This is a genomic window from Capnocytophaga ochracea DSM 7271, assembly GCF_000023285.1.
Lineage (GTDB): Bacteria > Bacteroidota > Bacteroidia > Flavobacteriales > Flavobacteriaceae > Capnocytophaga > Capnocytophaga ochracea.
This window is the reverse complement of sequence record NC_013162.1, coordinates 722501-737970: the sequence shown is the minus strand read 5'-3', so window position 1 is coordinate 737970 and position 15470 is coordinate 722501. Positions and strand designations below refer to the sequence as shown.

12 protein-coding genes, 1 rRNA gene and 1 pseudogene (1 of these 14 cut by a window edge) are annotated in these 15470 nt (G+C 40.9%); 11 read left to right on the top strand and 3 right to left on the bottom strand.

All coding sequences use genetic code 11. The features are described from left to right. Window positions 1–2: 2 nt before the first annotated feature. From COCH_RS02985 to COCH_RS12690, 3 genes and pseudogenes are all read right to left on the bottom strand, one after another. A complete protein-coding gene (locus tag COCH_RS02985) occupies window positions 3–455 on the bottom strand; it encodes a hypothetical protein (protein ID WP_009421240.1) in 453 nt (150 codons plus the stop codon). Window positions 456–496: 41 nt separating this feature from the next. Further along, a complete protein-coding gene (locus COCH_RS02980; RefSeq protein ID WP_015781866.1) occupies window positions 497–1498 on the bottom strand; it encodes a BtrH N-terminal domain-containing protein in 1002 nt (333 codons plus the stop codon). 194 nt (window positions 1499–1692) lie between these two features. Further along, window positions 1693–1779: pseudogene (locus COCH_RS12690) on the bottom strand (phosphinothricin acetyltransferase); the annotation flags it as partial. A 589-nt stretch (window positions 1780–2368) separates the two neighbouring features. On the opposite strand from COCH_RS12690, the gene COCH_RS02975 reads away from it, so the two are divergent. The 11 genes from COCH_RS02975 to COCH_RS02925 all read left to right on the top strand — a co-directional run. Further along, window positions 2369–3202 (top strand): glycoside hydrolase family 16 protein, encoded by an 834-nt coding sequence (locus COCH_RS02975; RefSeq protein WP_015781864.1) that lies wholly within the window; start codon window positions 2369–2371, stop codon window positions 3200–3202. 93 nt (window positions 3203–3295) lie between these two features. After that, a complete protein-coding gene (locus COCH_RS02970; protein WP_002673934.1) occupies window positions 3296–3679 on the top strand; it encodes a TraR/DksA family transcriptional regulator in 384 nt (127 codons plus the stop codon). 13 nt (window positions 3680–3692) lie between these two features. Then, the gene (locus tag COCH_RS02965) at window positions 3693–4277 is read left to right on the top strand and encodes a Crp/Fnr family transcriptional regulator (protein WP_009421406.1); all 585 of its coding nucleotides are present in this window, start codon (window positions 3693–3695) and stop codon (window positions 4275–4277) included. A gap of 66 nt (window positions 4278–4343) precedes the next feature. After that, window positions 4344–4730 (top strand): START-like domain-containing protein, encoded by a 387-nt coding sequence (locus tag COCH_RS02960; protein ID WP_009410275.1) that lies wholly within the window; start codon window positions 4344–4346, stop codon window positions 4728–4730. A gap of 2 nt (window positions 4731–4732) precedes the next feature. After that, entirely contained in the window at window positions 4733–5587 is an 855-nt protein-coding gene (locus tag COCH_RS02955; RefSeq protein WP_015781863.1) for an aminotransferase class IV, read from the top strand. 40 nt (window positions 5588–5627) lie between these two features. Continuing rightward, entirely contained in the window at window positions 5628–6923 is a 1296-nt protein-coding gene (gene tilS / locus COCH_RS02950) for a tRNA lysidine(34) synthetase TilS (protein ID WP_015781862.1), read from the top strand. 208 nt (window positions 6924–7131) lie between these two features. Continuing rightward, entirely contained in the window at window positions 7132–9843 is a 2712-nt protein-coding gene (locus COCH_RS02945; RefSeq protein ID WP_015781861.1) for a TonB-dependent receptor, read from the top strand. A gap of 110 nt (window positions 9844–9953) precedes the next feature. After that, the gene (locus tag COCH_RS02940; protein WP_015781860.1) at window positions 9954–10643 is read left to right on the top strand and encodes a hypothetical protein; all 690 of its coding nucleotides are present in this window, start codon (window positions 9954–9956) and stop codon (window positions 10641–10643) included. Between the two features lie 50 nt (window positions 10644–10693). After that, the gene (locus COCH_RS02935; RefSeq protein WP_015781859.1) at window positions 10694–12523 is read left to right on the top strand and encodes a DUF5689 domain-containing protein; all 1830 of its coding nucleotides are present in this window, start codon (window positions 10694–10696) and stop codon (window positions 12521–12523) included. 162 nt (window positions 12524–12685) lie between these two features. Next, window positions 12686–14290 carry an L-lactate permease gene (locus COCH_RS02930; protein WP_015781858.1) on the top strand — a complete coding sequence of 535 codons (1605 nt, stop codon included), beginning with the start codon at window positions 12686–12688 and terminating at the stop codon, window positions 14288–14290. A gap of 440 nt (window positions 14291–14730) precedes the next feature. After that, window positions 14731–15470, top strand: a 16S ribosomal RNA gene (locus tag COCH_RS02925) (it continues 776 nt past the right edge of the window).

Sequence of the window (15470 nt, the reverse complement as noted above, 5' to 3'; positions counted from 1 at the left end):
ATCTAATTCACTTCAATTTTTAAAATAGTTAAAGAGTTTGCTTTCATTTGTTTCCCATTCAGGAGGGCGATTGAAAATTGAATTTCACATTCTTTCCCATTCCAATAATTGCCAAATTCCCCACCTTGTCCTTGGACGCCATTTCTCCAAGCAAGTAAAACCTCTCCATCGGTAGTTCTCGCTTGCACATAAACTTTTCCTTTTGGTTTTGAGTTGAAATCCGGTTTTGTCAGTTTTACAGTTACATACAATACTGTATTATTAAATCGCCATTCTTCTTTATCTATTTTCGCTGTAATCCCGTTTTGGGTGAGTTCTCTAGTTCCTTCTGGGGCTTCTGCACCTCCTGGAAGTTCAGTTTTACCCCCTTTATCATCATCTTTTCCACAAGAGACTAAAGTAACTGCTGAGCAGAGTAGTAATAATGCAAATGTTACGTTAATTAGTTTTTTCATTTTATGATGTTTTTAATTATTAATTCTGCAAATATAAGGATTTATTTTTTACTTACCGCTTTCAGTTTCTTAAAAAACGTTTCTTCCCGCTCGGCTATGGTGTACAACTGCTGTGAGAGAGCGTTATAGACATCAGCTTGGGTACTACGGTTTTTGTATACGCGGGCTATGGCTACCGCAAAATCGCGCCACGCATCGCCTATATCGGTAATTTCTTTAGAGAGTTCTAATAAAGCATCGTTTTTCAGGAGTTTACCTGCTTCTTGCAAAAAAGCACCGTAGATAAACCTAAATCCCGCACCCCCAGTACCTATCTCTTCCTGCATACGTATCAGCTGGGCGAGGTAGTGATTGGTAGTCTTTGCACCTTTCTTGCGGTGCCATTTCAGTATATCCTTGCTGAGTTTCTTAATTCCTGCTACACCCACTATGGGCACAGGAGCGAGCATCGTACTGCACGTCTGCTTGATACCCTTCCATATTGCCTTTTCCAACTGAAGCTCTTTGGGTAAATGAGTAGGGTAGTAGAGGTGTCCTTTGGGTGCCAATACCCCATTGGCAAAACGCACTTTGCTGAGTTCCTCAGGCGTAAGGGTCGTAGTATAAGGAATCACAGGGTCGCTAATAAGGTACTTGCCGTCTTCTTTGCCATAAACCACTAAGTTATGTGCGTTGAAATGAAAGCGGTACTCATCGGGGAAATAAGGTAGGTTGAACACCCCCACTTGCAAGCCGGTAGGGATACCCTTGGCAAGATTGTCATCAAGGGCTTGTTGTGCCTTTTCAGCAGAAGAGAATTTTTGGCGTTTCACCTTAAATCCTAAGCGTTTGGCTACTTTGCTAAAAATGTGTCCCGGCATCGTGCGGTAACTAATAGCAGGGGCTTCGTTCACTCTTATCCAAGGAAAGTAGAAGAACAACAGTCCCGACCCAATCCCAAAGACCATCGGTTCACTCAGTTCCACTCCATTGAAGTGCAACAAATTAGATGCCACTCCATTTTCACAGTGCGCCGACTGTTTATGTTCAAAATCTATTGTCATATTCAGTAATAAAGCGCAAAGGTAGCGTATAATTAGCAAATGAGCAAATTTCACAATTTGCGAAAGCGCACAAATGTAAGAAAATTATCAGTGTGAATCAAAATTTTGAGAAATGATTGTCTCTGATTTACAACCTTATAGTCGTTTTCCCGTCCTTACATTCCCCCTCTTTGAGGTACTCAGCGACAGCTGGGTATGTGTAAAGGAGGATGTTTGTCACCTTTTCCAGCTTCTCCCCCTTCGGGGGTTCGGGGGCTTACCGAACAAATGACTCGCCACATTCCCCTCTTTGGACGGAAGTCCGCGAGAGTGGAGTATGTGAGGGGTGAGGTTTGTCACCTTCTCCAGCTTGTCCCCCTTCGGGGGTTCGGGGGCTTATTGAATAAATGACTCGCCACATTCCCCTTTTCCGTCGCTACACTCCCCCTCTCCTTGGGAGAGGGACGGGGTGAGGATTCCTCTTTCTTTCGCCTCGAAACCCCGTTTTTAACATTTTTAGTCTTGTTGTATCATATTATGAACCAACCGCTTATACACCCTTTCTATACCAATCGTCCAAGATTCGTATAAGCTTCCTATAAGCTCTCTATAAGCTAACCCCACCCTCCTTACACCCTTTTTTTACCAAATTTTCTCTCAGCCATCTTCCGATTTCTTCTGTTTCCTTCCGCTCTCTCTAACCTATCCAATTTGTCCGACAAGTCTGACCTGTCAAAAAATGATTTTTATCACTATTCATTTTCTCATTTCCCTACCCGTGCGGCTCGCACCTCATTTCCCTGCCCGTGCGGCTCGCACCTTCTTTTTGCTAATAAAAAATTATTTTGTACCTTTGCCCTTATATTTACATTTAATTAAAACAGTATTAAAATGAAAAACATATTTATTATTTTATGTGTGATGAGCATTAGCATAGCCTGCTCTCAGCAAGAAAAGGAAGACCCTTCAATAAAAGAAAATAACGATTATTTAAAAAAAGGAGGGTGGAAATTAGTTTGGGAAGACGATTTCAACCGCGACAATATCTTTGCTACCGGTATATGGTCAAAAATAGGGGCTTGCCCAAAATCAGATGCCGATTGGTGCAAAACAATGAGTCAAGACCCTAGTTTGTTCGAGATAAAGAATGGCAATCTTATCCTCTTAGGCAAGCCCAGTACAGACCCTGCCAAAGACAAGTCTAAATATATCACTGGGGGTGTTTCTACCAAGGATAAAAAATACTTCCAAAAAGGACGCTTAGAAATTCGTTGTAAGCTCGAAGCCACTCAAGGAGCCTGGCCTGCTATCTGGATGACACCCGATGCTACTTGGCCTACGGGTGGTGAGATAGACATCGTCGAGCGACTCAATTACGAGCCTTTTGTACACCATACGGTACACTCCACTTACACCCAAGCGGGCAAAAAAGACCCTACCAAGCGCACCCCTAAAAGCACCGCTACAGCTCCTATCAACCCCGATGATTATAACATCTATGCCGTAGAGCTCGACACCGATGAATTGCGCTTTTATGTAAATGGCAAACAAACTTTTAGTTATGCACGTGTGCCCGAGAAAGAAAGTGAAGGGCAATTCCCCTTTGCTCGCCCCTATATGTTGCGCATCGATATGCAATTAGGCGGTAGCTGGGTAGGCGAAGTAAAACCTTTTACCAAACCGGTAAGAATGTACGTAGATTGGGTGCGTTTTTATCAGAAATGATAATCCCAAATAAAAAAAATAACATTTTTATTTTGGTAATTCTGAAAATAATACTAATTTTACGCCCCAATTTAAATAAGTACTATAATTTTTATGGAAGAAGGAAACATCAGAGTGCGCTATTCCGATAAGGAATTAGAAGAATTTAAAGCGCTTATAGAAGAAAAAATCAAAAAAGCACAAACCGATTTAGAGCTTATCAAGAGTTCATATATGAACAGTGCCACTAATGGTACCGACGATACATCTCCCACTTTCAAAGCCTTTGAAGAAGGCTCTAAGGTAACCAGCAAAGAGGAAAATACCGCATTGGCTATTCGCCAAGAAAAGTTCATACGCGACCTCAAGAATGCACTTATCCGTATCGAAAACAAAACCTATGGCATCTGTCGTGTAACAGGTAAACTTATCGATAAACGTCGCCTTATGGCAGTACCTCACGCTACTCTTAGCATCGAGGCTAAAAATATGCAATAGCCATACCCCAAAAATGACGCTCACCGAGTACCTACACCAAGAAACTCAAATCAACACCGAGACACTTGCTTTTATCAATAGCCTATTTGAGCAACAAGAGTACAAAAAGTACCACTTGTTGCTCAAAGAAGGCTCCCATTCCAAACAGTTGTTTTATGTTGAAAAGGGACTCCTGCGCCTGTTTTATAACAAAGAAGATAAAGACATTACCCACACCTTCCTTTTGGAACAAATGTTTTATTTTCCCGTAGAAAATATCTATTTTTCCCAGCCTTCACTCTTCTCTTTAGAAACGCTGGAAGACAGTGTAGTATGGGTAGCCTCTTTCCCCGAAGTAGAACGCGTAGTAAACGAACACCAAGAACTCGAACGCCTAATGCGATTCCTATTAGTGTCAGCCATCAAATCGCTTACAGAGCGTCTACATACTATAAAATTCCAAACCGCCCAAGAGCGGTATGACCTCCTCTTGCACACTTATCCTCAAATACTTCTGCGTGCCCCCTTAGGGCACATAGCTTCTCTATTAGGTATTACTCAACAAACCCTCAGCGTTATTCGTGGAGCAACTCGCACAGGTGATAAAGGGGTAAAATAATTTGCTATTTCAAAAAAAAGTTGTATATTGCGCCCATCAAACAGTGTAATAATACCCTATTTGTCTATGCAAACAAAAGAAAAATATCAATTAGAAGTTACCGTAAACGCCTCTCCGCAATTGCTCTATCAATACATCTCCACCCCAGCAGGTCTCGCTTCGTGGTACGCCGACGATGTGCGCGCTAATGAAGAAATCTACACTTTTGTATGGAATGGAGTAGAAGAAGCAGCTCAGATATTGCGCAAAAAGTTGGACGACCATATTCGTTTCCATTGGGAAGACGATAACGACGCTTCTACTTATTTCGAAATCAAAATCAATGTGAATGATATGACTCAAGAAGTCTCCCTTATCATTACTGATTTTGCCCTCCCTAATGAAATAGAAGAAGCCAAACAGCTTTGGGAGCTCCAAATAAACGACCTTAAAGCTAAAATAGGAGCAAACTGAATATGAAACTCAATTATAACGGTAACCTCATTACCGATAGCGATACTGTCTTAACTATTAAAAACCGTGCTTTCCTCTACGGCGATGGTGTGTTCGACACTTGCAAATACAGCTACCAAAAACTAATCTTTTGGGAAGAACACTACCTGCGCCTAATGGCAGGTATGCGTATCTTGCGTATGGATATCCCTATGGTATTCTCTATGGAGTACCTCGAAGAGGAAATCCTTACACTTATTAAAGCCAATAGCCTTGAAAATAATCCGGTACGAGTGCGTATTACTATTTTCCGTAAAGATGGGGGTAAGTATACACCTATTACCAATGAAGTAGATTATATCATAGAAACCGAAGTGATGAACAATCCTTTCTATGTACTCAACGAAGAACCCTACGAGGTAGAACTCTTTAAAGACTTTTTTGTACAACCCGACCTCTTAGCAAATGTAAAGCACATTAATCGCACGGTGAACGTGTTAGGCAGTATCTTTGCCGAAGAAAACGACTATCAGAATTGCATCTTGCTCAACAGCAACAAGAGTATTGCAGGAATGCTCAACGGCAACCTGTTTGTAGTGCAAGGCAATGCCTTAAAAACGCCCCCACTAACCGATGGAGCACTGAATGGTATTACCCGCAAGATGCTTATCAAAACCCTTAATAAAACCGAAGACTACGAGGTGATAGAGACCTCTATTTCACCTTTTGAACTTCAAAAAGCCGACGAGCTGTTCTTTACCAATAGTCTTGTAGGGATTCAGCCCATCAGTCAGTATCGCAAAAAAGCATATCCTTGTACTACTGCCAAAAGCCTTATCGGTAAACTGAATACTAGTGCCCGATTTGGAGTGGTATAAATGGGAGTCACATAGGCAATTAAAAAGAGGTGAATAAATTATGAATGTTGAGATTAAAAAACTTAAGGAGAAAAAAATATTGGTTGCCATTAGTGGCGGTATCGATAGCGTAGTACTCACACATTTACTGTACACTCACGGTATAGAACTGCTTTTAGCACACTGCAACTTTCAATTGCGCGGAAGAGAAAGTGACGACGATGAGGCTTTTGTACGCACTTTTGCTGCGGAACTTAGCGTTCCTTTAGAAGTAAAGCGTTTTGATACACATCAATATGCGAGTTCTCATCAGTTGAATACTCAGTTGGCTGCTCGCGAATTGCGCTATCAGTGGTTCGATGAGTTGGCAAGCACCCATTTCTGCGATGCTATCGCTACGGCTCATCACGCCAATGATAACCTCGAAACCTTCTTTATTAACCTTTCCAGAGGTAGTGGTTTAGAGGGGCTTTTAGGCATTCCAGAAGAAAAAGATACTATCATACGTCCGTTATTACAATTCTCTCGTCAGCAGATATACGAATATGCGCAAGCAAAACGCCTTAAATGGCGTGAAGACAGCAGTAATGAAACAAATAAATACGTGCGCAATGTAATTCGGCACGATATAATACCGAAATTAGCATTAGTACACCCTAATTACTTAGAGAATTTTAATCAAACGCAGGAATACTTACACCAATCAGCGCGATTTATAGACTTTTATATAGGAAAACTCAAAGAAACTTGTTTTGAAGGACATAATCCTATACAAATAGACATAGAAAAACTACAAGCTGTTCCTGAATTGGACTTTGTTTTACATAAACTCTTCTACCCTTATGGATTTGGCAATGTAAAAGACCTCAAAAACCTATTGCTGAATGCCGAAGCGGGTAAACAAGTACTTTCGCCTACCCATATCCTCATAAAAGACAACACTTGTCTTTGGTTAAAGCCCAATGAAGCAAAACGCAGTTTAAGTTTGCTGATTTCGGAAGATATGGCTGAGGTATACGACCCCGTTCATCTTCGTTTTGAATTTATAGAGGGCAAGGTGAAAGTGAAAAATCCAATCCCTACTGAAATATATGTAGATGCCGACAAATTGCAATACCCACTTATGTTGCGCTATAAGAAAGAAGGCGATGTATTTTATCCTTTTGGAATGAACAGCGAGAAGAAGCTCAGCAAGTTCTTTACCGATGAGAAATACACCCAAATAGAGCGCGAAGAGCAAGTGCTTTTATGTAGTGGTGAGGATATTGTGTGGGTGGTAGGCAAGCGCTTAGACGACCGTTTTAAAATTACCAAAGATACCAAAAGAGCAGTAAAAATTAGCAAATTAGAGAATTAGTAAATTAAAAAATGGTGACGGAAAGTCGAAGGTAATGTGGTGGAAACTATTCTTTCGGGTGGGGTTTTCTTAAAGAAAATATAAAGCTATGACAGCTATAATACTCTATTTGACCTCTTTTAAAATAATTTTATTTCGTTTATTTTGCTATTTCATTTTTTTGTTGTACCTTTGGCACATATTTTAAAGAAATCAACCTCATAGTATTATGTTAAGGAAATTATATCTTTATGTGCTATTGTTCGTATCGGTTTCGGCGTTTTCGCAAGTGAAAGTGGAAGGAACAGTGATAGATGAACTAAGTAGCAAGCCTTTGCAAGGGGTAAAAGTGCGTGTGAGCACTTCTCCGCGCGAAGCAGTTACCAATAGTAAAGGTAAGTATACGCTTCAATTGCCAGAAGGGGAACACTTGCTACTCTTCTCCCTTAGTGGTTATAGCAGTGCTGAGCAACTCATTTCATTAGGAGACACTCATCCTTACACCGTGCCTACGGTTTCCCTCTCGGGTGACTATCAGCAGGAAGCTGAGCAATTGGCAGTGATTACTGAAAGCGAACTAGAAGACGACGAAAGTGGTGCTGATGCGATGTCGGGACTTTTGCAAAGTTCACAAGACGTGTTTATGCGTAGGGCGGCTTTTGATTTCAGTTCGGTGTTCTTCAAACCTCGTGGTTATGACTCCAAAGACGTAACGGTGCTCATTAACGGTATCCCGATGAACCGACTTGAAAACGGTCGTGCTCAATGGGCGAATTGGGGAGGGCTTAACGACATCACTCGCAACCAAGAAATGAGCAACGGATTGGTAAAATCCGACTATACTTTTGGTGGATTGATGGGCTCTAACTACATCAATATACGTCCGTCGCTTAACCGTGCAGGACTTCGCGTAACGACTTCAGCCAGCAACCGCAGTTATACTGGTAGACTGATGGCTACTTACAACTCGGGTGTACAGCGCAACGGATTGGCGTATATGGTTTCGGCTTCACGCAGGTTTGCGCCTCAGGGTAGTTGGGTAGACGGTACGCTCTACAACGCTTATGCTTTTGCAGCAGGAATAGAATATCAGCTTAATAATCATAGTAGCTTTAACCTTATAGGAATGTTTTCGCCGGTGAAGCGCGGTAAGACCTCGCCACTGACTCGTGAGGTACTCGATTTGATGGGCTACCAATACAATCCTTTTTGGGGTAAACAAAATGGCGACAAGCGCAATTCGCGTAACCGTATCGTTTCAGAGCCTATCTTCGTGTTCTCTTATAACTATTTGAAAAACGACACGCGCCTGAATGTGGACTTGGGCTATCAGTTTGGTGAAATAGGTAATACGCGTATTAGTTATTCGAATGCTCAAAATCCTGAGCCTAATTACTATAAACTTCTGCCAAGTTATTACTTAAACCAAAACCCTTCTGACGAAACGATGGCAGCCTTACAGAAAGACTATTTCTTAACGCATTCGCAACTGGACTGGGAAGAGCTTTATCGGGCGAACTACAACACTACCGATAAGCGCAGTGCTTTTATTGTGAGCAATGATATCAATCGCGAACGCACGTTCTCAGCCAATGTGAACTTTTCTACGCCTATTCACGAAAACATCAAATGGACATCGGGTGTAGTGTACCGCAATGTTTCTTCCGATAACTTTGCTGAAGTAGACGATTTGCTTGGCGGTGATTACTTTATGAACTACGATTACTTTGAAGGAAAGCCTTACAATGCCGATGAAACAGATATGAAGAAAAAGGAAGGCGACAAGTGGAATTACTTTTATGCGCTTAAAAGCAATGTAGCCGAAGTTTTCTCGCAGTTTGAATTTACGTTTAAAAACGTCGAGTTATTTGTAGCAGGACGTTACCATTATACTGATATCCAACGCGAAGGTAAGTTCAACTATCCTCTCTATGCTGATTCTTACGGAAAGGGTGCTATGCAAGTGCAAAACGGAATGAGTACCAAAGCTGGACTTACCTACGCACTTACCGGTCGCCATTTGTTACAAGCGAACGTGGGGTATTTTAATACACCACAATCGGTGCGCAATATCTATGCAAATGTGCGCAATTCTAATCGCTTGTTGCCTAATATCAAGAACGAATTGGCTTACACTGCCGATGCGAGTTATATTTTGCGTATGCCTTACCTAAAAGGACGCCTTACAGGGTTCTTTACCGAGATAGAGAATACCGCAGAGACAAACTTCTTCTATACTGAAACGGCTCTTACTGATGAAATAGACAGAGACTTTGTGGCTCAAACGGTAGAAGGCATCAAGAAGCGCCATTTTGGGTTGGAGTTTGGAGCGGAAGCACAACTTATACCTACTCTTAAACTTACGGCAGTAGCTTCGGTAGGACAATATACTTACATCAATAATCCGTCGCTTTACATTTCATCAGGAGAGGTGAACAAAGCTATTGATGAGGTAACGATGAAGAATTACCACGTGCCCAGCGGTCCGCAACAAGCCTATTCATTAGGTTTGGAATATCGCCACCCTAAGTATTGGTGGATAGGAGCAACGGCTAATTTCTTGGCACAAAACTACGTATCGTTATCGGCTTTGAACCGCACTTCGCAGTTTTTTATAGACCCGACCACAAAAGCGCCTTTTACTAATATTGATACTGACTTAGCTCGGAAGCTTCTCAAACAAGAACGTTTAGACGATGTATTCTTGGTAAATCTTGTGGGTGGTAAGTCGTGGAGACTCAACAAAACCTATGTAAGCCTAATGGTGAGTGTGAATAACTTGTTTGACACTCAATTCCTTTCAGGAGGTTTTGAGCAATCGCGTACTGCCAATTATGGCAAGATGGTACAGGATAACGCACAAGGCGTACCTTCGTTTGGCAATCGTTACTTTGTGGGTTACGGACGTACTTATATGGTGAACTTAGCGGTGAGCCTTTGAAAAGGTAAAAGATAAAAGGTAAAGTTTTAAAAGTAGCCTTGCCTACTTAGTGGGCAATTGTAGAGTAAGAACAAAACAAAACGTTGTTCATTTGAACATTAATAAATATAATGAATAAAAAATCTATTTTCAGAAGAGGAGCTTTAGCGTTCCTTGTAGTAACTACTGTATTAGTAAGTTGCTCTAAAGACAATAATTCGAACCCTGACCCCAACAATCCTAAAGGGACACCCTATATGATTTTTACCACTGATAAAAAGGTGGGGAGCGAAATAACGCTGACAATAAACGCCAAAGAAGCGGATAAAAAAGATGTATGGGTAGACTTAAACAACAATGGTGTGTACGACAGTGGTACTGATGTTCGCCTAAGTGCTACTACAGCAAAGTATAAGCTACAGGGCAATACAGTGAGAGTTTACGGTAAGGTAACGACTTTCTATTGTAATGATAATGAAGTGACTTCTTTAGATGTGACTCGCAATACCGTATTGGAGAGATTGGATATGAGTCATAATAAAATAAAAGAAGTAAACTTGCACAATAACACTGAGCTTGTTTATTTGAAAGTATCGGCTTTGCCTCTTGAAGACTTAAATCTTACCACTAATAAAAAGCTGAAAGAATTACGCTTTAACCTTACCTTTTCTGGTCAAAAACTCAAGAAAGTTGTGAGCACTATGCACGAAAATGGTGGAGGCACTGTTTATATGAACCCAAGAGTTAAAGACAATCCAGAAGAGCAAGCTACAATGCAAACGTTGAGAAACAAGAAATGGACTATAGGGCATTGCGAATAAGCAAACCTTAAAATAAAACAAAACACTGATAACTGTAAACTTATAGCCATATGAAACTAAACCTATTAAAACCAGTGGCGATAGCCCTACTTACGGCATTCGCTATTACATCGTGTGTAAAAGACGACGATTATGACATTCCCGATCCTAACGGGAAAAAGCCACTGCCTGACTATAGCGGTCAAGTAGTAAGTTTTGCTAACGTACTCACAAAAGTAACTGCCTCAGTGGCTACCTATACAGCTGATGAAGCTATTGAGGGGTATGTAATATCTAGCGATGAGGGAGGAAACTTCTACAAGAAAATTTATATACAGAACGCTGATAAGAATCAAGGACTTTCAGTAGCGATTGACAAAAGTGGTCTTTATACCGAGTTCCCCGTAGGAGCTAAAGTACAATTGCGCTTGAAAGACCTTACCACTCAACTTAACAACAGTGCTATAGAGGTAGGTCACGGCACTTATACTGCCAAAAGCGGAAGAGTGAGTGTAGGCACAATGGCTGAGGCGATTTATAAAAAACACTTGTTTGACACAGGTGAGCGCAAGACTGTTGCCGAATTAGCCAAAGTGAGTAACTCTATACAAGAAGTATCTACCGATGCGCACGTAGACCAGCTCATTACTCTTAAAGGGGTACATTTCCCTACTGATGCTGTAGGTAAAACACTTTACGACAAGAATAATGCCCTTGGGAATGCCACTAACTACAAGCTTACCGATGCTAATGGGAAGACCATTATCTTTAGAACAAGCAGTTATGCTAAGTTTAAAGACGAGAAAGTGCCTGCTGGTGAAGTGGAAGTAACAGGAGTGCTTACCAAATTCAACAAAGACTACCAATTTATGATAAGCAATTATGCTGATTTGGTAGTAAAAGGAGGTACTTCTACTAGTACACAAACTGGTACACAAACCTCTACGACTGTTGAGACCTTAGAAGCGAGCAATGCTACTGTAGCTGATTATGTAGTAGGCAAAACCGTAAAACTACACGGTACCACAGTAGTAAAAAGCGGAAGAACCTACATCGTTTTCAAAGATGGTACCGAAATACAAGTATTTTCAGCTAAGGGCGTAACTATTTCAGATGCAGCTAAAGAAAAATTGGCAACAGAAGGTTATGAAATAAACGTTACAGGAGTCTTTACTGATTATGCCCTTAAAAATGGTACTGTTGTAAAAGAAATACTGTACAGCAAAGAAAGTGATATAGAATTTATAAAAGCACCTGCTGCGATTACTTACGTAGATGTAGACGCTACAACCGCTACTCTTGCCAGCGATTACCAAGTGGGTAAGCACGTAAATTTAAAGAATGCCACTCTAAAAGTTGAAGGTGGAAAATCTTACGTTGTTTTCTCTGATGGTAATAAAATACAGTTGTACTCTCCTAATCTCAAATCTTTTAGTAAAGATGCTCAAACTAAATTGGGTACTGACGGACAAAAGCTCACTTCAATTAAAGGAAAATTTGAAGATTATAGTGTAAATGGAAATACCGTACATCAATTGGTTTATGCTGTGGAAGGTGATATTGTATTTGGTGATACCCCAGTAGTACAGCTTCCTGAGCTAAATGTAGCTACCGCTACTGTTGCTGATTTCAATAAATATAAAGACAAAAAAGTGAAATTAGAAGGTGTCATTACAATAAAAGACAGTAGTACTTTCTTTGAATTCAAAGATAAAACAGAAGTACAAGTGTATGCTACTAGTACTGTATTTAAAGCGTTATCCAAAAAAACTAAAGCCAAACTGAAAACAGCAGGTACCAAACTTATTGTTACAGGCACTCTAGGAGAACATACCAATAAGGATAATGTAATTATTAAGCAAATTAAATACGAAAAAGAAGCCGATTTAGACTTCCAGTAGAAAAGAAGTTTTTTTGATTTATTCAAAAAGAGTGAGCCTTTTCGGAGGCTCACTCTTTTTTTGTCTTTGCTATTTCGCTCGAAAACATATTTCTTTCGTAATATTTGCATATTAAATAAAAAGCACTATCTTTGCCCTCAAAAGAAAATAAAAAAGAAACTTATGGCTTTATTTCTTAGCGTACTTCCGATAGTACTACTCATCTATTTGATGGTTAAAAAGAACGCACTTCCCTCGTATATAGCACTCCCGCTTATTGCAGGATTGGTGTATGTGTTGCACCTAACTTATTTTGAAGGCTCTTTTGTAGCCGTAAATGCTAACTTTATTAAGGCTATCATATCGGTAGCTACGCCTATTACGGTAATATTTGGGGCGGTGCTCTTCAACCGAATGATGGAGATGACAGGGGCAATGAATGTGTTGCGCTGTTGGTTAGGCAACATCAGTCCGAATCCTGTGGCACAGCTGATGATTATAGGCTGGGCTTTTGCCTTTATGATTGAAGGAGCCAGTGGTTTTGGTACGCCTGCGGCTATTGCAGCACCTTTATTGGTAGGATTAGGCTTCAAGCCGTTGCAAGTTGCTATTCTCACACTTATTATGAACTCGGTACCCGTATCGTTTGGAGCGGTAGGCACCCCTACGTGGTTTGGTTTTGGTACGCTTATCGGTAATGGAGCTATTTCTGACACTGAGCTTTCCGACATAGGTAGGATTACGGCTATTGTGCATCTGTTTGCTGCTTTTGTAATTCCTGTGATGGCACTCAAAGTGATTGTATCTTGGCAACAGATACGCCGAAACATAGTTTTTATACTTATTAGTATTCTCTCGTGCACGGTGCCTTATGTGGTTATTGCGTGGTTCAATTACGAGTTCCCCGCTTTGGTAGGAGGGGCTATTGGGCTCTTTATCTCGGTGGGCATTGCAAGCAAAGGAATAGGACTATCTAAAACTGATAACCGTGAAGTACATCACGAGAAGGTAAAATCTTCAGAACTCATCAAAGCCCTTTTTCCTACGGCTTCACTCATTATCATTTTAGCACTTACCCGCATTAAACAACTTCCACTAAAAGCACTTTTGAACGATACAACTGAGAGGTTTACTATAAAATTGGGTTATCTGGGCGATTTTGAGGTTACTAAAGGACTCATTTTTTCACTGAATAATATTTTTGCTACGGGCGAAAATGAAAGCTACAAACTGCTCTACGTGCCTGCACTCATTCCGTTTGTAGTTACAGTACTCATTTCCATTCCGTTGTTCTCGCTGAAATGGAAGCAAACCAAAGAGCTTTTTTCGGCTAGTTTTGTGCAGATACAGAAGCCTTTCTTGGCTTTGGTAGGTGCGCTTATTATGGTAAATGTAATGCTGATGGGAGGTGAAAACTCTATAGTGCAAATTATCGGTCGTGGATTGGCACAAGCCACAGGCAGTCATTGGACGATCTTCTCATCGTATTTAGGAGCGGTAGGGTCTTTCTTTTCAGGCTCTAACACCGTATCGAACCTTACTTTTGGAGCCGTGCAATACTCGGTTGCTAATACCACAGGACTTTCGGTGCCTCTGATACTCGCTTTGCAATCAGTAGGCGGAGCGATGGGTAATATGGTGTGTATCAACAATATTATTGCGGTATGTTCGGTATTAGGCATTGATAAAGCTGAAGGGAAAATAATGAAAATTACCGTTGTGCCTATGATGGTATATGGAGTGATAGCTGCGCTGGTAGCATATCTTGTTATCCCGCTAATATTCTGATAGGTAAAGGGATATTGCTATAATTTATAACAAAGCTCTTTTGTTCTTAATTTTTTAGATGTGTATTTTTAGTAGTCTATCGCGCTACTACTTCATAGGTGAGTTTCTTGTAGCTCATATCTATCGTTTTTTCTTATCCGTGCGACTTGTGTCTCGGATATTTTTAGAGTTTTTCTATAATTTTTTAGGAACTAATATAAAAATACATATCTCATTATCAATCAACTAAAAATTTTCTTCAAAAAAAATGTATAAAAATTTTGGAGGTAAAGATAAAAGGTGTACCTTTGCACCCGCAAAAGAGGAGAGTAGTGCCTCTGGAGTGGAAAAACAACACGTACCTTGACATAATGTTGTACAGCACAAAGAAAGATTTAAAGGATTGAGTGAAACCTGAAGTCAATAACTTGAAGATCGGTTAGAAGATATAAAAGATTTTAACGATGAAGAGTTTGATCCTGGCTCAGGATGAACGCTAGCGGCAGGCCTAACACATGCAAGTCGAGGGGGAAGTTACTTTCGGGTAACTGAGACCGGCGTACGGGTGCGTAACGCGTATACAATCTGCCTTTCACTGGGGGATAGCCCGAAGAAATTTGGATTAATACCCCATAGTATAGTAGTGTGGCATCACACAACTATTAAAGCTTAGGTGGTGAAAGATGAGTATGCGTTCTATTAGCTAGTTGGAGAGGTAACGGCTCCCCAAGGCGATGATAGATAGGGGTTCTGAGAGGGATGTCCCCCACACTGGTACTGAGATACGGACCAGACTCCTACGGGAGGCAGCAGTGAGGAATATTGGACAATGGTCGGAAGACTGATCCAGCCATGCCGCGTGCAGGATGACGGCCTTATGGGTTGTAAACTGCTTTTGTAAGGGAAGAATAAGGACTACGTGTAGTTTGATGACGGTACCTTATGAATAAGCATCGGCTAACTCCGTGCCAGCAGCCGCGGTAATACGGAGGATGCGAGCGTTATCCGGAATCATTGGGTTTAAAGGGTCTGTAGGCGGGCTGGTAAGTCAGAGGTGAAAGCGCTCAGCTCAACTGAGCAACTGCCTTTGAAACTGTTGGTCTTGAATGGTTGTGAAGTAGTTGGAATGTGTAGTGTAGCGGTGAAATGCTTAGATATTACACAGAACACCGATAGCGAAGGCATATTACTAACAATTAAT